Annotated in this window: 18 protein-coding genes, 1 pseudogene and 1 riboswitch; of the genes and pseudogenes, 5 read left to right on the top strand and 14 right to left on the bottom strand. The window is 71.4% G+C overall.

Annotation, left to right across the window (positions count from 1 at the left end; translation table 11 throughout):
• Window positions 1–110 precede the first annotated feature (110 nt).
• A complete protein-coding gene (locus ABZ716_RS24405) occupies window positions 111–725 on the bottom strand; it encodes a PadR family transcriptional regulator (protein WP_358814649.1) in 615 nt (204 codons plus the stop codon).
• Window positions 726–972: 247 nt separating this feature from the next.
• On the opposite strand from ABZ716_RS24405, the gene ABZ716_RS24410 reads away from it, so the two are divergent.
• The gene (locus ABZ716_RS24410; RefSeq protein WP_358961700.1) at window positions 973–1,713 is read left to right on the top strand and encodes a hypothetical protein; all 741 of its coding nucleotides are present in this window, start codon (window positions 973–975) and stop codon (window positions 1,711–1,713) included.
• A gap of 86 nt (window positions 1,714–1,799) precedes the next feature.
• Window positions 1,800–2,618: a PhzF family phenazine biosynthesis isomerase gene (locus ABZ716_RS24415; protein WP_358961702.1), complete on the top strand. Its 819-nt coding sequence runs from the start codon at window positions 1,800–1,802 to the stop codon at window positions 2,616–2,618.
• A 3-nt stretch (window positions 2,619–2,621) separates the two neighbouring features.
• Here the strand turns inward: ABZ716_RS24415 and ABZ716_RS24420 are convergent, their stop codons facing one another.
• Entirely contained in the window at window positions 2,622–3,422 is an 801-nt protein-coding gene (locus ABZ716_RS24420; RefSeq protein WP_358814652.1) for a CPBP family intramembrane glutamic endopeptidase, read from the bottom strand.
• Between the two features lie 89 nt (window positions 3,423–3,511).
• Window positions 3,512–5,048: pseudogene (locus ABZ716_RS24425) on the bottom strand (glutamate-cysteine ligase family protein).
• Window positions 5,049–5,539: 491 nt separating this feature from the next.
• On the opposite strand from ABZ716_RS24425, the gene ABZ716_RS24430 reads away from it, so the two are divergent.
• Window positions 5,540–6,160, top strand: coding sequence for a hypothetical protein (locus ABZ716_RS24430; RefSeq protein WP_358814654.1), 621 nt, complete (start codon window positions 5,540–5,542; stop codon window positions 6,158–6,160).
• Window positions 6,161–6,498: 338 nt separating this feature from the next.
• Window positions 6,499–6,687, top strand: a complete 189-nt coding sequence (locus ABZ716_RS24435; RefSeq protein WP_045948997.1) for a DUF5999 family protein — start codon at window positions 6,499–6,501, stop codon at window positions 6,685–6,687.
• Window positions 6,688–6,772: 85 nt separating this feature from the next.
• Here the strand turns inward: ABZ716_RS24435 and gcvP are convergent, their stop codons facing one another.
• Entirely contained in the window at window positions 6,773–9,658 is a 2,886-nt protein-coding gene (gcvP, locus tag ABZ716_RS24440; protein WP_358961704.1) for an aminomethyl-transferring glycine dehydrogenase, read from the bottom strand.
• Window positions 9,659–9,852: 194 nt separating this feature from the next.
• Window positions 9,853–9,951, bottom strand: a riboswitch (glycine riboswitch).
• Window positions 9,952–10,063: 112 nt separating this feature from the next.
• Between gcvP and ABZ716_RS24445 the strand changes: the two genes are divergently transcribed.
• Window positions 10,064–10,417, top strand: coding sequence for a PRC-barrel domain-containing protein (locus ABZ716_RS24445; RefSeq protein WP_358814656.1), 354 nt, complete (start codon window positions 10,064–10,066; stop codon window positions 10,415–10,417).
• Here ABZ716_RS24445 and ABZ716_RS24450 read toward each other — a convergent pair.
• From ABZ716_RS24450 to ABZ716_RS24495, 10 genes are all read right to left on the bottom strand, one after another.
• Window positions 10,414–11,817 (bottom strand): DNA polymerase IV, encoded by a 1,404-nt coding sequence (locus ABZ716_RS24450; RefSeq protein ID WP_358961707.1) that lies wholly within the window; start codon window positions 11,815–11,817, stop codon window positions 10,414–10,416. The two genes, ABZ716_RS24445 and ABZ716_RS24450, sit on opposite strands and share 4 nt — an antisense overlap.
• A gap of 89 nt (window positions 11,818–11,906) precedes the next feature.
• The gene (locus tag ABZ716_RS24455) at window positions 11,907–12,545 is read right to left on the bottom strand and encodes a MerR family transcriptional regulator (RefSeq protein ID WP_358961710.1); all 639 of its coding nucleotides are present in this window, start codon (window positions 12,543–12,545) and stop codon (window positions 11,907–11,909) included.
• Between the two features lie 196 nt (window positions 12,546–12,741).
• Complete coding sequence (locus tag ABZ716_RS24460) at window positions 12,742–13,218, bottom strand: bifunctional nuclease family protein (RefSeq protein WP_042812692.1); 477 nt, start codon at window positions 13,216–13,218, stop codon at window positions 12,742–12,744.
• A gap of 63 nt (window positions 13,219–13,281) precedes the next feature.
• The gene (locus tag ABZ716_RS24465; protein ID WP_358814659.1) at window positions 13,282–14,046 is read right to left on the bottom strand and encodes a MerR family transcriptional regulator; all 765 of its coding nucleotides are present in this window, start codon (window positions 14,044–14,046) and stop codon (window positions 13,282–13,284) included.
• A gap of 46 nt (window positions 14,047–14,092) precedes the next feature.
• Complete coding sequence (locus tag ABZ716_RS24470) at window positions 14,093–14,974, bottom strand: FHA domain-containing protein (protein WP_358961712.1); 882 nt, start codon at window positions 14,972–14,974, stop codon at window positions 14,093–14,095.
• Window positions 14,975–15,104: 130 nt separating this feature from the next.
• A complete protein-coding gene (locus ABZ716_RS24475) occupies window positions 15,105–15,908 on the bottom strand; it encodes a DUF881 domain-containing protein (RefSeq protein WP_358961714.1) in 804 nt (267 codons plus the stop codon).
• Window positions 15,909–15,913: 5 nt separating this feature from the next.
• On the bottom strand, window positions 15,914–16,246 hold the full coding sequence (locus tag ABZ716_RS24480; protein ID WP_030010496.1) for a small basic family protein: 333 nt from the start codon (window positions 16,244–16,246) through the stop codon (window positions 15,914–15,916).
• Window positions 16,243–17,148: a DUF881 domain-containing protein gene (locus tag ABZ716_RS24485; RefSeq protein ID WP_358814662.1), complete on the bottom strand. Its 906-nt coding sequence runs from the start codon at window positions 17,146–17,148 to the stop codon at window positions 16,243–16,245. Before ABZ716_RS24485 ends, ABZ716_RS24480 begins: the two co-directional genes overlap by 4 nt.
• Before the next feature lie 130 nt (window positions 17,149–17,278).
• A complete protein-coding gene (locus tag ABZ716_RS24490; RefSeq protein ID WP_358814663.1) occupies window positions 17,279–19,777 on the bottom strand; it encodes a mannose-1-phosphate guanyltransferase in 2,499 nt (832 codons plus the stop codon).
• Window positions 19,778–19,878: 101 nt separating this feature from the next.
• Window positions 19,879–20,469, bottom strand: a complete 591-nt coding sequence (locus ABZ716_RS24495; protein ID WP_358814664.1) for a CDP-alcohol phosphatidyltransferase family protein — start codon at window positions 20,467–20,469, stop codon at window positions 19,879–19,881.
• Between the last annotated feature and the right edge of the window lie 167 nt (window positions 20,470–20,636).

Raw genomic sequence — 20,636 nt, forward strand, 5'->3', positions numbered from 1 at the left:
GCGGCCGGCCCCCCCGCGGGGCCCGCCCCCCCCCCCCCCCCCGCGCGGGGGCGGCGCCGCCCCCGCCCCCCGCGGCCCCCCCCGCCGCCCCGTATCGGGCCAGGGCCCGGTCAGTGTTCGTCGGCCAGGATCAGGTACAGCTTCTTGCGGGCGTCGTTGATGACCGCGAGGGCCTTCTCGCGCTGCTCGGGCGTGCCGGTCTTGAAGACCTGCCCGAAGGCTTCCATCAGCCCGACGCCGGCGGCACGGACCTCGTGCATGGCCTCGAAGTCGAAGCCGCGCCCGGCGTCCGCCCAGGGGGCGTCCGGGCCGGACTCCGCCTCGGTGCGGCCGGTGTCGGTGAGCGTGAACAGCTTCTTGCCGCCCTCGCTCGCGCTGCTGATCAGCCCTTCGTCCTCCAGCAGCTGGAGGGTCGGGTAGACCGAGCCGGGGCTGGGCTTCCACGCCCCGCCGCTGCGCTCGCCGATCTCCTGGATCATCTCGTAGCCGTGCATGGGCCGGTCGGCGAGCAGCGCCAGGATGGACGCGCGCACGTCGCCGCGCCGCGCCCTCCCGCGCGGGCCGCCGCGCCCGCCCCTTCCGCCGAAGGGCCCGCCGCCGAATCCGGGCCCGAACGGCCCGAAGGCCGCGCGCAGCCCCCTGAACTCCTCCCGACGGTCCGGCCCGCAGTGGCCGTGACCCCGTCCGTGCTCATGTCCGTGGTCGTGCTGTCCGCGTGAACGCATCACTGCGCTCCTTCCGTCTTGTGTCTGTCTTTGACGTGTTCCACTATCGCTGATCCATCGCGATGCGTCAACGATATATCGGAAGCTATCGTAGAAGGCTGCTACGAGAGCCGGACGGGAGGGCGTCAACACCGCTCCCACCTGCATCCTTTGGGATGGATTGCCAGGCGGACTCCTAGGCGACGCTCGTCCATACGTGCTGTTCTTGCCCCGCGAATCCACGGGAAGCCAAAGAAAGGGGACATCCGTGCGCCACCAGGGCCGGATCAGGACATGGCTCGCCACAGCGGTCGCCGCCGCGCTGCTCTCCGTACTACCGGCCCCGGCCACCGCCGACGAGGTGCGGCCGCTGGCGGGGAACACGCTCAACCTGCACCAGTGCGTGTACGCCCCCACCCCGGGGGTCGACTACCTCACGACGGTGGTACCCGGCAGCGACGGCCGGTTCACGGCGGCCACGAACATCTCGGGCGACCCCGACGGGGCCCTGTCCTGCGGGAGCGGCGACGGGAACTACACGACGGTCCCTCCCTGGGCCGCCCTGCACTCCCTCGACCTGGGCTCCGGCCGCTACCTGAACCTGCACCAGTGCGTCTACTACTCCGACCTCCAGCACGACCACCTCACCGTGATCGCCCAGAACCGCGGCAGCGAGTGGAGCGCCGGGACCAACGTCTCCGACACCCCGGACACCCAGGTCTCCTGCGGCCCCGGGCGCGGCCTCTACCAGCTGGTGCCCCTGCTGTCCTCCGTCAAGGCGCTGGACCTCACCGCCGGGCGCTACCTCAACCTCCAGCAGTGCCAGTACTACTACGGCCGCCTCGCCGACCACTTCACCACCTTCCTGCCCCCCAGCGGTGACGGCCGCTTCACCACCGGCACGAAGGTCTCCCGTACCGCCGACACCACCCCCGCCTGCGGCTCCGGGGACGGGAACTACACCCTGATCCCCCTCCTCTCGGGCACCAAGGCCCTGTCCCGCACCTGACCGCCCCACCGCCGGGCCCCCGGCCGAGGCCAGTCGTCCCCGATTGGCCTTGGCGCCGGCCCCGGCGACCCCCCTACCGTCGGCCCATGCGCATCCGAATCATCGACGCCTTCACCGACCGCCCCTTCCACGGCAACCCCGCCGGTGTCCTCCTCCTCGACGGCCCCTTCCCCCCGGACGCCTGGCTCCAGCAGGTCGCCGCCGAGGTCAACCTCTCCGAGACCGCCTTCGCCCACCCCCTGCCGCCCGGCGGCGACGCGGACTGGGCGCTGCGCTGGTTCACCCCCACGGCCGAGGTCGACATGTGCGGCCACGCCACCCTCGCCACCGCACACGCCCTGGCCACCAGCGGCCTCGCCGAGGGCCTGATCCGCTTCACCGCCCGCTGCGGCATCCTCACGGCCGAAGCCGCCGCGGACGGCACGATCACCCTGGACTTCCCGACCTCGTCCCTGACCCCGGCCGAGCCGGACCCCGAGATCGTCAGCGCGCTGGGCGCACCGGTCGTCTCGGTGCACGACACGTCCGCGCACATCGGGGACCTGCTGGTGGAGCTGGCCGACGAGCGGACCGTACGGGAGCTCACCCCCGACCTCGCGGCCCTGCGCGGCTACGCCCGCCGCGGGGTGATCGTCACCGCCCCCGCCGAGGACCCCGCCCGCGGGTACGACTTCGCCAGCCGGGGCTTCTTCCCCGCCTTCGGTATCGACGAGGACCCGGTCACCGGCAGCGCGCACACCGCCCTCGCCCCGTTCTGGGCGGCCCGCACGGGCCGTACCGAGCTGACCGGCCTCCAGGGCGGGGCCCGCACGGGCCTGGTCCGGGTCCGCCTCGCGGGCGACCGCACGCTGCTGACCGGTCACGCGGTCACCGTCATCGACGGCGAACTGCACACCTCGCCCTGAGGGTCAGGGCGTCGGCAGCCAGCCGACCTTGCCCGCGAGGAGCGCGTACCCGCCGAAGGCCACGATGTCGAGCAGCGCGTGCGCGACGACCAGCGGCCCGACCCGGCCCCAGCGCCGGTAGGCGAGGACGAAGACCACGCCCATCACCATGTTGCCGACGAACCCGCCGATGCCCTGGTAGAGGTGGTACGAGCCGCGCAGCAGCGAGCTGGCCAGCAGCGCGGCCGTCGGCGACCAGCCCAGCTGGCCGAGCCGGCGCAGCAGGTAGGCCAGCACGATGACCTCCTCCACCACGGCGTTCTGCACGGCGGAGAGGATCAGCACCGGGAACTTCCACCACACGTCGGGCAGCGCCTCCGGTACGACCGTCAGGTTGAAGCCCGTCGCGCGTGCCGCCAGGTAGAAGGCCAGCCCGGCGCTGCCGATGCCGGCGGCCACCAGGGCGCCCCGGGCCAGGTCCGGGCCGGGCCGGGTGCGGTCGAAGCCCAGCACCCGCAGCCCGGGCGCCCCCTCGCGGGTGAGCAGGTGGGCAACGAGCAGCACGGGCACCAGGGCGGTGGCGATCCCGAACAGCTGCCAGGCCAGGTCGAGCCAGGGCCGCCCGGGGGCGTAGGAGCCGTTGAGGGTGGCGGCCTGGTCCTTGAGCCCGCCCGGCTTGGTGAGGGAGCCGATGAAGCTGATCAGCGCCGAGGCCCCGCTCGCGCCCAGCGACAGGGCGAGCACGAGCAGCGTCTCGGTGCGCAGGACGCCCCGCCGCTCGTCCTCGCGCGGCTCCACGACCACCGGTTCCGGCTCCGTCCGCACGCCCCGACTCCCGTCCTGCCCCGTCCGTCACGCTCCGATCACCCCATACTGCCTCCTCGGGGGCCGGACGGGAGCACCGGGACGGCCGTTCAGCGGCGGGCGGCGGCGCCGGCGTCCACCTCCTGCTCCTCCAGCCCGACCGGCCAGGTGTGCACGGGCTCGCCGCGGTGCATCAGCTCGCTGTAGCGGCGGGTGGTGGCCGCCAGGGCGGCGTCCCGGTCGAGTCCGCCGGCGCGGGCGCGGTGGTAGGTGTCCACCTGCCAGGTCGCCCCGTTCACCCGGCGCCGGCACCGCTCCTCGATGATCCCCAGGTAGTGGTCCCGGTCGGCGGGCTCGATGCCCCAGGCGTCCAGGCCCGCCGCGGCCATCGGCAGCAGTTCGTCCAGCACCAGCCGTACGGCCGGCACGCTCACCAGCCCCCCCGGCGCGGCCCTTGCGCGGCCAGCGGATGCGCGCGTCGATCCCGTACCGGCAGGCGGCGTCGAAGTTGGCCTCGGCCTCCGCGAAGGGCATCCGCGTCCACACCGGGCGCGGTTCGTCCGCGAGGGTGCGCACCAGACCGTAGTAGAAGGCGGCGTTGGCGACGACGTCGGCGACGGTGGGCCCGGCCGGCAGCACCCGGTTCTCCACCCGCAGGTGCGGCATCCCGTCGGCCACCCCGTAGACGGGCCGGTTCCACCGGTAGACGGTGCCGTTGTGCAGCACCAGCTCCTGGAGGCTCGGCACCCCGCCCTCGGCGAGCACCCGCAGCGGCTCCTCCTCGTCGCAGATCGGCAGCAGGGAGGGGAAGTAGCGGACGTTCTCGGCGAAGAGCTCGTACGCAGAGTCCACCCACTTCTCCCCGAACCAGGTGCGCGGCCGTACCCCCTGGGCCTGGAGCTCGGGCGGACGGGTGTCGGTGGCCTGGGTGAACAGCGGCGGGCGGGACTCGCGCCACAGCTCCCGGCCGAAGAGGAAGGGGGAGTTGGCCCCCAGCGCTATCTGGACGGCGGTGACGGCCTGGGCGGCGTTCCACACGTCCGAGAACCGCGCCGGGGTGACCTGGAGGTGCAGTTGTACGGAGGTGCAGGCGGCCTCCGGCACGATCGAACCGGTGCTCCAGGTCAGCCGCTCGACCCCCTCTATGTCCAGCCGGAAGTCCTCGCCGCGCATCATCAGGATCTGCTCGTTGAGCAGCGAGTAGCGGTCCACGGCCGACAGGTTGGCCAGGGCCAGGTCGGCGCGGGTGATCGTGGGCAGGATCCCGATCATGACCACCCCGGCCTCGATCTCCTCGGCCTGCCGGTGGGCGTAGTGCAGGCCCGCGCTCAGCTCCTCCGCGAGCTGGTCGAACACCCGGCCGTCGAGCCGGTGCGGGAGGACGTTGACCTCCAGGTTGAACATTCCGAGTTCCGTCTGGAAATCAGGGCTCGCTATCCGCTCCAGAACCTGCGCATTCACCATGCGCGGCAAACCGTCGGCACCCGCGAGATTCAGCTCTATCTCCAGTCCCATCATGTTCTTGGGGCGGTCGAACCTCTTCTCCGCCAGAAGCCGCTCCAGTCCCTCCAGGCACTCGTGAAGCTTCCTCCGGTACCGATGCCGATCGGACAGGTCGAATCCGCCTGCCACGACCTTCTCCCCCATCGAAGCGTCCCTCCTGGAGCGGGCCCGGTCCGGCCCGGGCGCACGTTACGGTCGATGATGCCCAGGGGCCGTGATCGATAACGCGGCGGGGAGCGGCTTGGCGGGGAGCGCACGCCGGTGTGGCCGGATGGGGCTCCGGCACATTCACCTGGCAACCCGCATTTCGCAATGACCGCAGGGGTATTACCGGTTGGCGATTACCGGCACTTTCCAGCCGAGCCCCTTTCCGGTAACCTCCGAGGTCAGCGCGGGTTCTTCACGCGTGTACGGCATGAATACCATGACAGCGGGACCGGTTAGCGCCTTGTCGGCAAGGGGCGGGACAGCTAGCCGAAACACTGCATGAACACATGTCGTATAAACTCCGCAAACGAGGCAGAGAGTTGGCGCGCGGCCATTGCCCCAATGCCCACCTCTGACCCCAGAATGCGACAGCGCCGTCCCGCACCTTCCCCCGCACCACAGGTCTCCCAAGTGAGAGGCGACCCACTATGCCGCTGCATGTCCACCCGGCCCCCGCGCCCGCCCTGCGCAGCGTCCTCGCGGCACTCGGTTCCCCCACCGCGGTGCATGAGGCACACACCCCCGCCCTGCGCGCGGTCCAGGGCCCGATGACCGCCGAGCTCCCCCTCCCGGTCCACGTGCTCGACCGCCTGAGCATGTCCGGCCGCGCGGCCGGCGGCAGGCCGCCCCGTACCCGCCTGACTGGCTGGCGGTTCCTGATCCGCAGCGGCGACCGCTTCGTGGCGGCGGCCGACACCCGCCTCACCCCGGACGGCTGGGCCTTCTCGCACTTCTTCGAGGGCCCCTACGTCGCCGCCACCGAGCGCGCCCTGCGGCAGGCGGAGCAGCTCGGCAAGAACTACCAGCCCCGGCTGCTGTCCGTACCCGAGCTGTACATGCTCACCCTGTGGCTACACGGGGCGGTCGGCGCCGACGCCGCCGCCGGGCTGCCCGCGGCGGCCGACCTGCTCGTGCCGCTGGCACCGGCGCCGCCCGGCATCGCCCCGTACCGGCCGTATCCCCTCACGGAACTGCTGCCCGTGCTGACCCGCCGGCTGACCTCCACGACCCCGCCCGCGCCGCCCACCGTGGCGGCCCCGGCGGCCTGAAGCTCCCGCTCGGGTCCATGGCGCGGCCCGTACCGGCGGGCCGTGCCCCGGAATGTCGCCCCTATTCGCCGGGCTGACCCGAATCACCCAGTCGGCCTAGTCCTCCGGGACCAGGTACGAACCATCCAAAAGGACAGGGCAGTTGGCTTGAACCGCCCGCACGAGTGATGCGTCCTCCATCCATGAGGACTGCTGCCGGGAAATCCCTGCGAAGCAGCCGTCATGGGGGAAGACTGAGGACATCCTCCCCGCAGGTGCGGGGACGACCCAGGGGGACGGCCATGAATCACGCATCGAGCCGTAGCGAACAGACCACACCGCAGCGAAAGAACGCATCCATGTGCCAGCACCAGCCTGCCTGCCCGTCATCAGACTCCGCCGACCGGGAGGCCGCGCGCCCGGTGGCCAACCACCCGGAACAGGGCTGGAGCCTGCTGTGCAACGGCGTCCTGCTCTTCGAGGACACCGGTGAACTGCTCCCGGACGGCAAGATCATCGCTCCGCACCGCCCGCTCGCGGCGGCCTGAGCGCCACGGGAGCAGCACGGACGGAACGGCCGAAGGGGCCGGTCCCGGAGCGGAAAGCTCCGGGACCGGCCCCTTCGGCGTGGTGTCAGTTGTCGTACTCGTCCAGCGGCGGGCAGGAGCACACCAGGTTGCGGTCGCCGAAGGCACCGTCGATCCGGCGCACCGGCGGCCAGTACTTCTCGGCGGCGGAGACGCCGCCGGGGAAGACGGCCTCGTCGCGGGTGTACGGGTGGTTCCACTCGCCGCCCAGCGCGGCCGCCGTGTGCGGGGCGTTGGCCAGCGGGTTGTCACCGGCCGGCCACTCGCCGCCCGCGACCCGCTCGATCTCCGCGCGGATGGCGATCATCGCGTCGCAGAACCGGTCGATCTCGACCAGGTCCTCGGACTCCGTCGGCTCGATCATGAGCGTGCCGGCCACCGGGAAGGACATGGTCGGGGCGTGGAAGCCGTAGTCGATCAGGCGCTTGGCGATGTCGTCGACGCTGACGCCGGTCTCCTTCGACAGCGGGCGCAGGTCGATGATGCACTCGTGCGCGACCAGGTCGCCCGGGCCGGTGTAGAGCACCGGGTAGTGCGGCTCCAGGCGCTTGGCGATGTAGTTGGCGCCGAGCACCGCCACCTGCGTGGCGCGCTTGAGGCCCTCGCCGCCCATCAGGCGCACGTACGACCAGGAGATCGGCAGGATGCCCGCCGAGCCCCACGGGGCGGCCGAGATCGGGCCGACGCCCGTCTCCGGGCCGGCGGCCGGCTGGAGCGGGTGGTTCGGCAGGTACGGGGCCAGGTGCGCCCGGACACCGACCGGGCCGACGCCCGGGCCGCCGCCGCCGTGCGGGATGCAGAAGGTCTTGTGCAGGTTCAGGTGCGAGACGTCGCCGCCGAAGTGACCCGGCTTGGCCAGGCCCACCAGGGCGTTCAGGTTGGCGCCGTCCACGTAGACCTGGCCGCCCGCCTCGTGCACCTGGGCGCAGATGTCGGCGACGTGCTCCTCGAAGACACCGTGCGTCGACGGGTAGGTGATCATGAGCACGGCCAGCTCGTCGCGGTACTGCTCGATCTTGGCGCGCAGGTCCTCGGCGTCCACCTCACCGTCGTCGGCGGTCTTGACGACGACGACCTTCATGCCGGCCATCACGGCGCTGGCCGCGTTGGTGCCGTGCGCGGAGGACGGGATCAGGCAGACGGTGCGCTGCTCGTCGCCGTTCGCGCGGTGGTAGGCGCGGACGGCCAGCAGGCCGGCGAGCTCACCCTGGGAGCCGGCGTTGGGCTGGATGGAGACCTTGTCGTAGCCGGTGACCTCGCAGAGACGTTCCTCCAGCTCGTTGATGAGCGTGAGGTACCCGCCGGCCTGCTCGGCCGGGGCGAAGGGGTGCAGCTGGCCGAACTCGGGCCAGGTGACCGGCTCCATCTCGGTGGTCGCGTTGAGCTTCATGGTGCAGGAGCCCAGCGGGATCATGCCGCGGTCCAGCGCGTAGTCCTTGTCCGAGAGCTTGCGCAGGTAGCGCAGCATCGCGGTCTCGGAGCGGTGCTGGTGGAAGACCGGGTGGGTCAGGTACGCGTCCGAGCGCAGCAGGGCCTCGGGGAGCGCGTCGGCGGCGGTCCCGTCCAGGGCCTCGATGTCCGCGGAGACGCCGAAGGCGGCCCAGACGGCCTCGATGTGGGCGCGCAGGGTGGTCTCGTCGCAGGAGACCGAGACGTGGTCGGCGTCCACCTGGTACAGGTTCACCCCGGCCTCGCGGGCGGCGGCGGTGACCTCGGCGGCCTTGCCGGGCACCCGGGCGGTGACGGTGTCGAAGAAGGAGCCGTGCACCAGCTCGACCCCGCCGGCCGTCAGGCCCGCGGCGAGCAGCGCGGCGTAGCGGTGGGTACGGCGGGCGATCGTCCTCAGGCCGTCGGGGCCGTGGTAAACGGCGTACATGCCGGCCATGACGGCGAGCAGGACCTGCGCGGTACAGATGTTGCTGGTGGCCTTCTCGCGGCGGATGTGCTGCTCGCGGGTCTGGAGGGCCAGGCGGTACGCCTTGTTGCCGTCCGCGTCCACGGAGACGCCGACGAGGCGGCCGGGCAGCGAGCGGGCGTGCTTGGCCTGGACGGCCATGTAGCCGGCGTGCGGGCCGCCGAAGCCCATCGGGACACCGAAGCGCTGGGTGGTGCCGACGGCGATGTCGGCGCCGAGGGCGCCCGGGGAGGTCAGCAGGGTCAGCGCGAGCAGGTCGGCGGAGACGGTGACGATCGCGCCGAGCTCGTGGGCCTGGTCGATGACGGCCTTGATGTCGCGGACGGCGCCGGAAGCACCCGGGTACTGCAGGAGCACGCCGTAGACGCCGCGCTCGGCGATCTCGGCGGGGATGCCCTCGGAGAGGTCCGCGACGACGACCTCGATACCGATCGGCTCGGCGCGGGTCTCGATGACGGCGATGGTCTGCGGCAGCGCGTCGGCGTCGACGAGGAAGACGTCGCCCTTGACCTTGCCCACGCGGCGGGCCAGCGTCATGGCCTCGGCGGCGGCGGTGCCCTCGTCGAGCAGGGAGGCGCCGGAGGTGGGCAGACCGGTCAGTTCGGCGACGACCGTCTGGAAGTTCAGCAGGGCCTCCAGGCGGCCCTGCGAGATCTCCGGCTGGTACGGGGTGTAGGCCGTGTACCAGGCCGGGTTCTCCATGACGTTGCGCAGGATCACCGGCGGGGTGAACGTCCCGTAGTAGCCCAGGCCGATCATCGAGGTCAGGACCTCGTTGCGGTCGGCGAGCGAGCGCAGCTCGGCGAGCACCTCGGCCTCGGTCCGCGCCTCGGGGAGGTTCAGCGCCTCGGCGGTCTTGATCACATCCGGTACCGCGGCGGCGGTCAGCTCGTCGAGGGAGCCGTAGCCCACCTGGGCGAGCATCTTCGCCTGCGCCTCGGCATCCGGGCCGATGTGACGCTGCTCGAAGGGGATGCCCTGTTCGAGCTGGGAGAGCGGAATGCGGTTGGCGGTCATTACGGAGGCCTCCTGGTCGTATGACCTGCGAGGGGCACCACGGCGCGGGCACCCGGACGGCCTCCCCCTCTGTCATCTCAACCTGAGAGCTTCACCGGAGTCTCGGGGATCGCCCGTCGTCCGGCTTTCACCGTCGGTGAGGAGTGGGACGGGCACTGCGCGCCCGGCACCCGCTCCTGCTTTCCAGAGTGGCCTCGTCGCGTGCGGTACGTATGCCTGAGAGATTCCGGGGAGGATTTGCTCCTTCGGCGCCTCCGGCGAACTCATTCGGAGGACTCTCCCGCACAGGGTCAACAGCCATCACCCAGCCTACCAGCGAGGATCTGGACCCTCCCTCGAGTGGCCCCCCATCGGAATATGCACTTTTGTAGTCATTACGGATGACTGCGACCATGTGGAGGGACCGTGCAGACCGACATCGATCCGCGCAGCCTGATCGGCCGCAAGGCGTTCGACCGGAACGGGGCCAAGATCGGCACCGTGGACGAGGTCTACCTCGACGACGCCACGGGCGTCCCCGAGTGGGCAGCGGTCCGCACCGGCCTCTTCGGCCGGGACGCCTTCGTACCGCTGGAGCCGAGCGAGGTGGTCGGAGAGGTGCTGCGGGTCCCCTTCGAGCGCTCCCTGATCAAGGAGGCCCCCGACTTCGGCGTCGGCCGCCACCTCTCGCCCGAGCAGGAGCTCCAGCTCTACCACCACTACGGCCTGGACGTGGCCCTGCCGGCCGAATTCCACCTCCCTCCGCCGGAGCCCCACTAGGGGGCCGGCCGTCCCACCAGGGGCAGGGGGTCGGAGGGCTCCAGGTCGGGGTCGTCCACCAGGAAGGTCCGGACCCGCCCGGGCAGCGAGCCGGGCCGCTCGAACCGGACGGTGACCCGCCCGACGCCGCTGCCCTGCACCCACCCGGGCCCGTACACCGCGTGCCGTACGTCGCTGCCCGCCGGCCAGTGCCGGGCGGCGGCCTGCGGGCCTTCCCCGCCCGCCGCGGGCGCCTCGGCGGTTCCTGGAGCACCGGCCGTCCCCTCGGCCTCCTCCGCCTCCCGGGTCCCCTCGGCGGGGGCGCCGTCCCCTTCCCGCGCCGCGGCACCGAGTGCCTGGGCGAAGAGGTCCTCCTGGGTGTAGTCCGCGAGACCACTGACGCCGACGCCCAGCAGCCGCACCCCGCCGGTGGTGTCCACTGACTCCAGCAGCCGCGCGGCCGCCTCCCGCACCACGGCCGGATCGTCGGTGGGCCCGCGCAGGGTCTCGGAGCGGGTCAGGGTCGAGAAGTCGTACCGGCGCACCTTCAGGACGATGGTCCGCCCGGAGTGCCCCGAGGCCCGCAGCCGGCCCACGCACCGGTCGGCGAGCCGCTGCACCTCGGAGCGGATCCGCACCCGGTCGTGCAGGTCCACGTCGAAGGTGTCCTCCACCGACACCGACTTCGCGTCCCGCTCGGCGACCACGGGCCGGTCGTCCAGACCGAGCGCCATCCGGTAGAGGCCGACACCGTGCGCCCGGCCCACCATCCGCACCAGTTCGTCCTCACCGGCCTCGGCCAGCTCCCCCACCGTGGTGATCCCGGCCCGGCGCAGATGCTCCCCGGTGGCCGGGCCGACCCCGGGCAGGGTCCGTACGGACATGGGCGCGAGCAGTTCCCGCTCGGTCCCGGGCTCGATCAGCAGCAGCCCGTCCGGCTTGGCCGCCTCGGAGGCGACCTTGGCCAGCATCTTCGACCCGGCCAGTCCGACCGACCCGCTGAGCCCCGTCGCGGCCGTGATGCCGGCCCGCAGCCGCTCCCCCGTGGCCCGGGCGTCCGCGGCGTCGAAGGCCCGGCCGCCCGCCTCCAGGTCCACGAACGCCTCGTCCAGGCTGAGGGGCTCCACCAGCGGCGACAGCTCGCGCAGCAGGCCCATGACGGTCTCGCTCACCTCGCGGTAGAGCGTGAAGCGCGGAATCAGGTAGGCGCCGTTGGGGCAGAGCCGGCGGGCCTGCGCGGTGGGCATCGCCGAGTGCACCCCGTAGCGCCGGGCCTCGTACGAGGCGGTGGCCACGACCCCGCGCGGGCCGAGCCCTCCGACGATCACGGCCTTCCCGCGCAGGCTGGGCTTGGACGCCTGCTCCACGGACGCGTAGAAGGCGTCCATGTCCAGATGCAGGATGGTCGGCGCGGTTCTCACGTCACCGATGCTGCCCTATGCCACTGACAACGGGGTGATCTCACGTGCCCCCGCCCGCCGGCGGGTCCGTACGGGCCGCGGGCCCGGGCTCAGCCGGCCCGGTTGCGGCGGGCGGCGAGCTCGTCGGCCGGGTTGTGGCCGACCACCGTCTCCCCCGTGTCCACCCGCTCCCCGTGCAGCTGCGACAGGGCGTTCTCCACGTCGCGCCAGACCACGCCCACCGCGATGCCGAAGACGCCCTGGCCGCCCTGGAGCAGGCTCACGACCTGGTCCGGGGAGGTGCACTCGTACACGGTGGCGCCGTCGCTCATCAGCGTCATGCGCTCCAGGTCGGAAAAGCCCCGCCCGCGCAGGTGCTGTACGGCGGTGCGGATGTTCTGGAGGGCCACCCCGGTGTCCAGGAAGCGCTTGACGATCTTGAGGACGACCACGTCGCGGAAGCTGTACAGCCGCTGGGTCCCGGATCCGTAGGCGGCCCGCACACTGGGCTCCACCAGCCCGGTACGCGCCCAGTAGTCCAGCTGCCGGTACGTGATGCCGGCGGCGGCGCACGCGGTCGGTCCTCGGTAGCCGACCTGCTCGGGTCCCGGGGCCTCGTTCACCGGTCCGACCGGCGTCGACGCCGACTGACGGTGCGCGGCACCCGGCCCGCTGCCGAGCAGCGGGGACGGAACACCGTCACTCCGTACGGGGATGCCCCCGGTCGTACCGTCGCCCGTGATCCTCACGCCGACCCTCCGTCCTTGACCTGCCACCTTGAAGGTAGGCAGTGACCAGGGGTGCGTCAACGATCGCCACACTCGGCACGCCGAGTGATAATCACCCTGAGAGTGGTTTCCCGTACCCCTTTGCGGGGAAAGGCTACTCGAATGGGCTGAAATTTCCCGGTGGACGACGCGGCCCGCGCCTCGACGGAATCCGGCCCTACTGCTGCGGGCCCGTGCCGAAGTCCTCGGGAGAGATCTGGTCGAGGAACTCGCGGAACTTCTCCACCTCGTCCTCCTGCTCGTCGGGAATGGCGATTCCGGCGTCGTCCAGCACGCCGTCACTGCCGTAGATCGGCGTCCCCGTCCGCAGGGCCAGCGCTATGGCGTCGGAAGGCCGCGCGCTCACCTCGACACCACTGGCGAAGACCAGCTCCGCGTAGAAGACGCCCTCCCGCAGATCCGTGATCCGGACCTCGGTCAGCTCCTCGCCCACCGCCTCCAGCACGTCCTTGAACAGGTCGTGCGTCAGCGGCCTGGCCGGTGCCATCCCCTGCTGCGCGAAGGCAATGGCGGTCGCCTCCCCAGGGCCGATCCAGATGGGGAGGTACCGGTCGCCTCCCACTTCACGCAGGAGCACGATCGGCTGGTTGGAGGGCATTTCCACCCGGACACCCACAACGTCGAGCTCGTTCACACAGCAACCCTAGGACCTGCCCGGCCGGTTTGGGTAGTCGGGGCCGGTCCACGGCGTCGCCGTTCACTGCGGCCGCACCCCGAGAGCGGTCTGGACGAACGCCTCGTGGAGCCGTACGGAGAGCCCCGCCAGCTCCTTCATCGTGGCCTCGGCACGGGTCCTGGTCTGCGGATTGCGGTGCCGGCGCAGCGGTGCGACCAGCTGTTCCACCAGGCCGGCCTCCCGGTCGGCCGCCGCCTTCATGCCGCGCAGGTGGCGCGGTTCGAGCCCGAACCGGCCGAGATCGGCGATCAGGCGGGCGACGGCCACCGCCCCGGCGTCGAACCCGCCGCCGGGCGCCTCGGAGAGGAGCCCGTACGACTCCCACTCCACGAGCTGTACCTCGTCCACCTCGGCGGCGGCGATCAGCTCGGCCCGCCCGACCCGCGCCACGGTCGGCCGGGCGCCCTCCGCCTCGCCCTGCCCGGCGGACCGCCCGGCGCCCTCCACGGACTCGCCGTGCCCGGCCGGAGCCGGGATCCGGAGCGGCTCGCCCCGGTCGAGGGCGTCGAGCTGCTCGCGGATGACCTTCAGCGGCATGTAGTGGTCGCGCTGGAGGCGCAGGACGCGGGCGAGCCGCTCCACGTCGTCCGTGCTGAACTTGCGGTATCCGGAAGGTGTGCGCCGGGGCTCGACGAGCCCCTCCGCCTCCAGGAACCGGATCTTCGAGATGGTCACTTCGGGGAACTCGTCACGGAGCAGGGTGAGCACCGTGCCGATGCTCACCAGCTGCCCGGCGGAGCCGGCGGCGCCCTTCTTCGGGGCACCGCCGGTCGGGGTGCGCAGCATGGGACCTTCCCTCCGGAGGTCCCCCCGGGCAGCGCCCGGGAGGAGGTCAGACGCCCCGCAGGCTGGCGTAGAACACCAGCCGGTACTTGCCGATCTGCACCTCGTCACCGTTGTGCAGGGCGACCGAGTCGATCGGCTCGCGGTTGACGTACGTGCCGTTGAGGCTGCCGACGTCGGCGACGGTGAAGCCGCCCTCCGGACCCCGGCGGAACTCGACATGGAGCCGGGAGACGGTGACGTCGTCCAGGAAGATGTCGCTCTGCGGGTGGCGGCCCGCGGTGGTCAGCTCGCCGTCCAGCAGGAAGCGGCTGCCCGAGTTGGGGCCGCGCCGCACGATGAGCAGGGCGGAACCGGGGGGCAGTGCCTCCACCGCGGCCTGGGCCTCGGGGGAGAGCGAGGGCGCGACGTGCTGTCCGGTCGCCTCGGCCTCGTACGCCTCCAGGCCCGAGATCGAGATGGTGGACGTGGTCTCCGAGGCGCGCTCCGGCGTCAGGCCCGCCCGCAGCGGGGCCCCGCAGTTGGAGCAGAAACGGCTCGCCGCATCGCTGCGGTGCCCGCACCTGCCGCACGTCTGCTCGGCCGGCATGGACGGCTCCTCGCGCCGCGGCTGCCCCGCGGAGGCGTTGGTGGCGTACGGGTCGGGGGCGTACCCTCCACCCGCGTTCGGGGCGGCCGGGTCTCCGAAGCCTATGCGCCCCGCGCCCGACGGACCGGCGGCCGGCGCGCCGTGCGCGCCCGGGCCGGCCACCTCGTCGCGGAAGAGCGGCCGGTCTCCCTGGCCCTCTCCCTCGCCGTGGCCCGCACGGTGACGTGCCGTACCGCTTTCCTCGCGGTTCTTCTTGCCGAACAACTTCTCAAACAACTTCACGGGCGATTCCCCTTGACCGAAACAGACCCGCCCGTGGGGCAGGACGAACTCCGCATACACACACCTGCCGACCCGGACATTCTGACAACGTCCGTAACCACCAGACAGTTTCCACCACGCACCGCGACTTCGGTGCGCCGACCCCCCGCAGGCGTCAGCCCGCGTAGGACCGTCCTCGCTCCGCCCCGTCTCACGGCGATGACGACCGAGAGTAGTCAGGCTGCTTCGCAGCCCGCAAGGCGTCCACAACGATCTTCGCCGACCGTGTGACGGCGACCGTGGCCTGTTCCTTCTCCATGGTCTGCACCACACCGCCGGGGATGTTGAGCGCCGGCTCCAGATCCTGCGGCTTGCCGATCACCCTGAACTCGTAGGGCTGTGTGATCTTCTTACCGTCGATCGCGACCCCGCCGCCCTCGTCCGAGAAGTACGACCCGGCCACCACGCGCACGCCGTTGATCTGGATCGCCTCGGCCCCGGCGGCCCGCAGCTCCTGGAGTGTGTCCAGCAGCTGGTCGGAGCGCACCTGGCCCTTGGTGTCGGTGATCTTCAACGTGATGCCGGGGCCCTGTGCTGCCACCGTACCGGCCAGGATGCCCAGTTGGCGCTCGCGTTCCAGGGTCTGCTTGCGGGCCTCCTCGGCCTGGTTGGAGCTGCTCTGGAGCTCCTTGCGCTGGTCGTCCAGCTTCTGCTTCTCGTCCTCCAGGCGCTTGGTCCGCCCGTCGAGCTCGTCGAGGATGCGGACGAGGTCCTCCTGGCGGGCGCCGCGCAGCGGGGCGCTGGAGTCGCTGTTGGAGCGCACCTGGATCGCGAGGCCGAGGCCCAGGACGAACAGCAGCAGCGCGACGATCAGTTGGGCGCGGCTGAAACGGGGCGGCCACAGCCCGGCCGCCAGGCGGTGCCGCCCGCTCTGCTCCGGCTCCGGTCCCTGGGCCGGGCCAGGTCCCTGGGCCGGTCCCTGGGCCGGTTCCTGCGGTGTGGGGTCCGTGCTCATCGGCGTCACGCCCGGAAGACGTGCCGGCGGATGGCCGCCGCGTTGGAGAAGATCCGGATGCCGAGGACGACGACCACACCGGTCGACAGCTGCGAGCCGACGCCCAGCTTGTCGCCGAGGAAGACGATCAGCGCGGCGACGACCACGTTCGACAGGAACGAGACCACGAAGACCTTGTCGACGAAGATCCCGTCGAGCATCGCGCGCAGACCGCCGAAGACCGCGTCCAGGGCCGCCACCACGGCGATCGGCAGATAAGGCTCCACCACGGCCGGCACTTCGGGGCGGACGAGAAGTCCGGCCACCACTCCCGCCAGGAGGCCCAGTACCGCGATCACGACGCACCCTTCTTCGGCTCTTCTGCTGTGGCCGTCCGCACGGTCAGGCTCGATGCGGCCGGCAGCTTCACCTGCTCCACCGGGGACAGGCTGTAGCGGATCCCGTAGCTCTCCTGGAGCACATGCAGGTACTGCCCGTCCACGGAGTCCTGGAACGCGGTGCCGAGCCGTTTCCCGTCCCCGACGGCGAGGACCTCGTAGGGCGGCACCAGCGGCCGGTTGTCGACCAGTATCGCGTCACCTGCGGCCCGGATCGCCGACAGCGCCGTCAGCCGCTGCCCGTTGATCGAGACCGCCTCCGCCCCGGACTGCCACAGCCCGTTGACGATCCGCTGCATGTCCCGGTCGCGGACCCGGCCGGTGTCGGAGAACCCGGCGCTCTCGCGCGGGCCGTTTCCGCCGCCCGACGAGGCCCCCTTGGCATCGTCCACCACCAGCTTGACGCCCGGACCGTGCACTTCGGTTGCACCCGACAGCAGCGCCACCAGCTGGGCCTGCCCGCCGCCCTGCTGCTTGAGCGCCTCGCTCTGGCGGTCCGCGACCTCGGCGCGCAGCCGCTCGATGTCCCGCTCCAGGGCGTCGGCGTGCCGGTCGGCCCGCTCGACCCGGTCGATCAGCTCCTGGCGCTCCTTGGCCAGGACCGGGGCAGCCACCCGCGCCTGCGCCGCACCGAGCGTCACGACCATGGCCGCCAGCACGAGCCCGGCGGCGAGCGCCAGCTTGGCCTTGAGGGTGCGCGGGAGCCCCGACGTCCCCTCGGCCTCACGGCGGGCGGAGGCTTCCGCATAGCCCTCGTCGAGGCTGTGGTCCATCACGTGCGTCAGCAGCGACATGGACGCGTCCGGGCGTGCGGGCGGGGTGGCCGAGCTCCGGTTGGTGGGCGGCTGCGACATGCCGCACATCGTCGCATGTCGGCGCCGCCCACACCCAATGCGGCCGTCCGGCGGGCCGGGCCGGGGTCACTCCCCGCGCCCGGCCCGCCGTACTCCTGTCCCGTTCCGTATGCCCGTACGTCCGCACGTACGGGACCGGTCAGTGCTCGCCGGCTCCGTCGACCACCGCGGCCCACTCGTCCAGCAGGGCCTGCGCGGACGCGTCGTCGGGACCCTCGGCCCACAGGTGGGTGACCGCCTCCGCCGGGTCGGGCAGCACCAGCGCCCACCGCCCGTCGGCCTCGACCACGCGCACCCCGTCGGTGGTGTCCACCTGCCGGTCGCCGGCCGCCTCCACGACCCGCCGCATGACGAGCCCCTTGGCCGCCCACGGCGTGGGCACGTCCCGCTTGAGGACGTGCGCCCGCGGGATCCGCGAATCGATCTGGCTCAGGGTGAGCTGCGTACGCGCGACCAGCCCGATGAGCTGGACGAAGGCCGCCGACCCGTCGAAGACGCTGCTGAACTCGGGGACGATGAACCCGCCCCGGCCGTCGCCGCCGAAGATCGTGGTCTCCTCGCGGCCCACCCGGGTCAGGTCGTCCGGGGAGGTCGTCGTCCACTCCACCTGCGTGCCGTGGTAGGCCGCCACCTGCTCGGCGACCCGGGTCGTGGTGACCGGCAGGGCCACCTTGCCGCTGCGCTTCTCCGCCGCGACCAGGTCGAGCAGGACGAGCAGCGCCCGGTCGTCCTCGATGATCCGGCCCCGCTCGTCGACCAGCGAGATCCGCTCGCCGACCGGGTCGAAGCGCACACCGAACGCCGCCCGCGCCGAGGCGACGATCTCCCCGAGCCTGACCAGTCCGGCGCGCCGGGACTCGTGGGTCTCGGTCGGCCGGGACTCGTCCAGACCGGGGTTGATCGTCAGCGCGTCCACCCCGAGCCGGCCGAGCAGGCTGGGCAGCACGAGCCCGGCGCTGCCGTTCGAGGCGTCGACCACCACCTTGAGCCCGGAGTCCGCGATACCGGTGGTGTCCACCCGCCGGAGCAGGGAGCCCGTGTACGAGTCGAACACGCTCGACGGGAACTGGAGGTCGCCGATCTCGCCCGGGAACGCCCTGCGGTATTCCTGACGTGCGTAGACGCGGTCGAGCTTGCGCTGCTGGCCCTGTGAGAGGTCCGCCCCCCGCTCGTCCAGGAACATGATGTCCACCGAGTCCGGCACACCCGGCGAGGTGCGGATCATGATGCCTCCCGCAGCGCCGCGGGCGGTCTGCTGCCGGGCCACGGGCAGCGGGACGTTCTCCAGGTCACGCACGTCGATCGCGCTGGCCTGGAGCGCCGAGATCACGGCACGCTTGAGGGCACGGGCACCTCGGGAGTGGTCACGGGCCGTGGTGACGATCGCCCCCTTCTTGAGGGTCGTCGCGTAGGCGCCGGCGAGTTTCACCACCAGCTCGGGGGTGATCTCCACGTTCAGGATCCCGGAGACCCCGCGCGCGCCGAAGAGGTGGGCCTGGCCGCGCGACTCCCAAATCACCGAGGTGTTGACGAAGGCACCGGCCTCGATCGTCTTGAACGGGTAGACCCGCACATTGCCCTGGACGATCGACTCCTCACCGACCAGGCACTCGTCACCGATGACGGCCCCGTCCTCGATCCGGGCGGCCCGCATGATGTCGGTGTTCTTGCCGATGACACAGCCGCGCAGGTTGCTGTGCGGCCCGATGTAGACGTTGTCGTGGACGACGGCCTTGTGCAGGAAGGCCCCGCTCTTGACGACGACGTTCGACCCGACGACGGTGTGCTCGCGCACCTCCGCCCCGGCCTCGACCTTGGCGTAGTCACCGATGTACAGCGGCCCGCGCAGCACGGCGTCCGGGCTGACCTCGGCGCCTTCGGCGATCCACACGCCGGGCGAGATCTCGAAGCCGTCCATCTCGACCTCGACCTTGCCCTCCAGCACGTCGGCCTGCGCCTTGACGTAGCTCTCGTGCGTGCCCACGTCCTCCCAGTAGCCCTCGGCCACGTAGCCGTAGATCGGCCGGCCTTCCTTCATCAGCTGGGGGAAGACGTCACCGGACCAGTCGACCGAGACGTCGGGGGCGACGTAGTCGAAGATCTCCGGCTCCATCACGTAGATGCCCGTGTTGATGGTGTCCGAGAACACCTGCCCCCAGGTGGGCTTCTCCAGGAACCGCTCGACCTTGCCCTCCTCGTCCACGATGGTGATGCCGAACTCCAGCGGGTTCGGCACCCGGGTGAGGCACACCGTGACCAGTGCGCCCTTCTCCTTGTGGAAGCGGATGAGGTCGGTGAGGTCGAAGTCGGTGAGCGCGTCGCCGGAGATGACCAGGAACGTGTCGTCCTTGAGGGCCTCCTCGGCGTTCTTCACGCTGCCGGCGGTGCCGAGTGGCTTCTCCTCGTTGGCGTAGCTGAGCTCCATCCCGAGCTCCTCGCCGTCACCGAAGTAGTTCTTGACGAGCGACGCCAGGAACTGGACTGTGACCACGGTCTCGCTGAGCCCATGCCGCTTGAGCAGCCTGAGCACATGCTCCATGATCGGCCGGTTCGCCACCGGCAGGAGCGGCTTGGGCATGCTTGAGGTCATGGGGCGAAGCCGCGTTCCTTCGCCACCGGCCATCACGACGGCCTTCATGTCGGAAGAGTCCTCCTAAAGAGATGACGGTCTGGCCGACCTCACCCGCTCCGGACGGATACTTCGCTACTCCTCCGCGTCAGTACCTGCGCCGAGTGAGCTCAATCGGCCGTGGTATCCGCCTTGACCAGACGGCGGACTTGCACCACGTAAAGGATTCCTGCCCACCAATAGAGCGTTGTACCCCATCCTGCGAACGCCCATCCGAAAACGGCCGCCATCCAGGCCAACCAACCCGTACCGTCACTGAGCAGTAGCAAGGGGAAGGCGTACATGAGGTTGAAGGTGGCGGCCTTGCCGAGGAAGTTGACCTGGGGCGGCGGATAGCCGTGCCGGCGCAGGATCCACACCATGACCAGCAGCATCGCCTCACGGGCCAGCAGCGCGCCGGTGAGCCAGAGCGGGAGAATCCCCCGGTAGGTGAGCCCGAAGAGCGTGGTCAGGACGTAGAGCCGGTCGGCGGCGGGGTCCAGGAGCCGGCCCAGTTTGCTGATCTGGTTCCAGCGGCGCGCGAGTTTGCCGTCGAGGTAGTCACTGATCCCGCTCAGCATGAGCACGAGGAGTGCCCAACCGTCGTGCTTGGTCAGGATCAGCCAGAGGAACAGCGGCACGCCGACGAGGCGGGCCATGCTGAGGATGTTCGGAATGGTGAAAATTCGGTCAGTCTGGACCCGAGTCTCCTGGACCTCCACCCGGGGGCCTCCACTGTGACTGTAGAAATGTCGAATCTATGCTCCCCTGACCCTACAGGAGCCCCGGTCCGCCCCTGAACGCAGAAAAGCCCCGCACCAGAAGGTGCGGGGCTTTCCCACAATGATTGTTCGGCGGCGTCCTACTCTCCCACAGGGTCCCCCCTGCA

Origin of the sequence: Streptomyces sp. NPDC006687, assembly GCF_040636215.1 — a bacterium.
Lineage (GTDB): Bacteria > Actinomycetota > Actinomycetes > Streptomycetales > Streptomycetaceae > Streptomyces.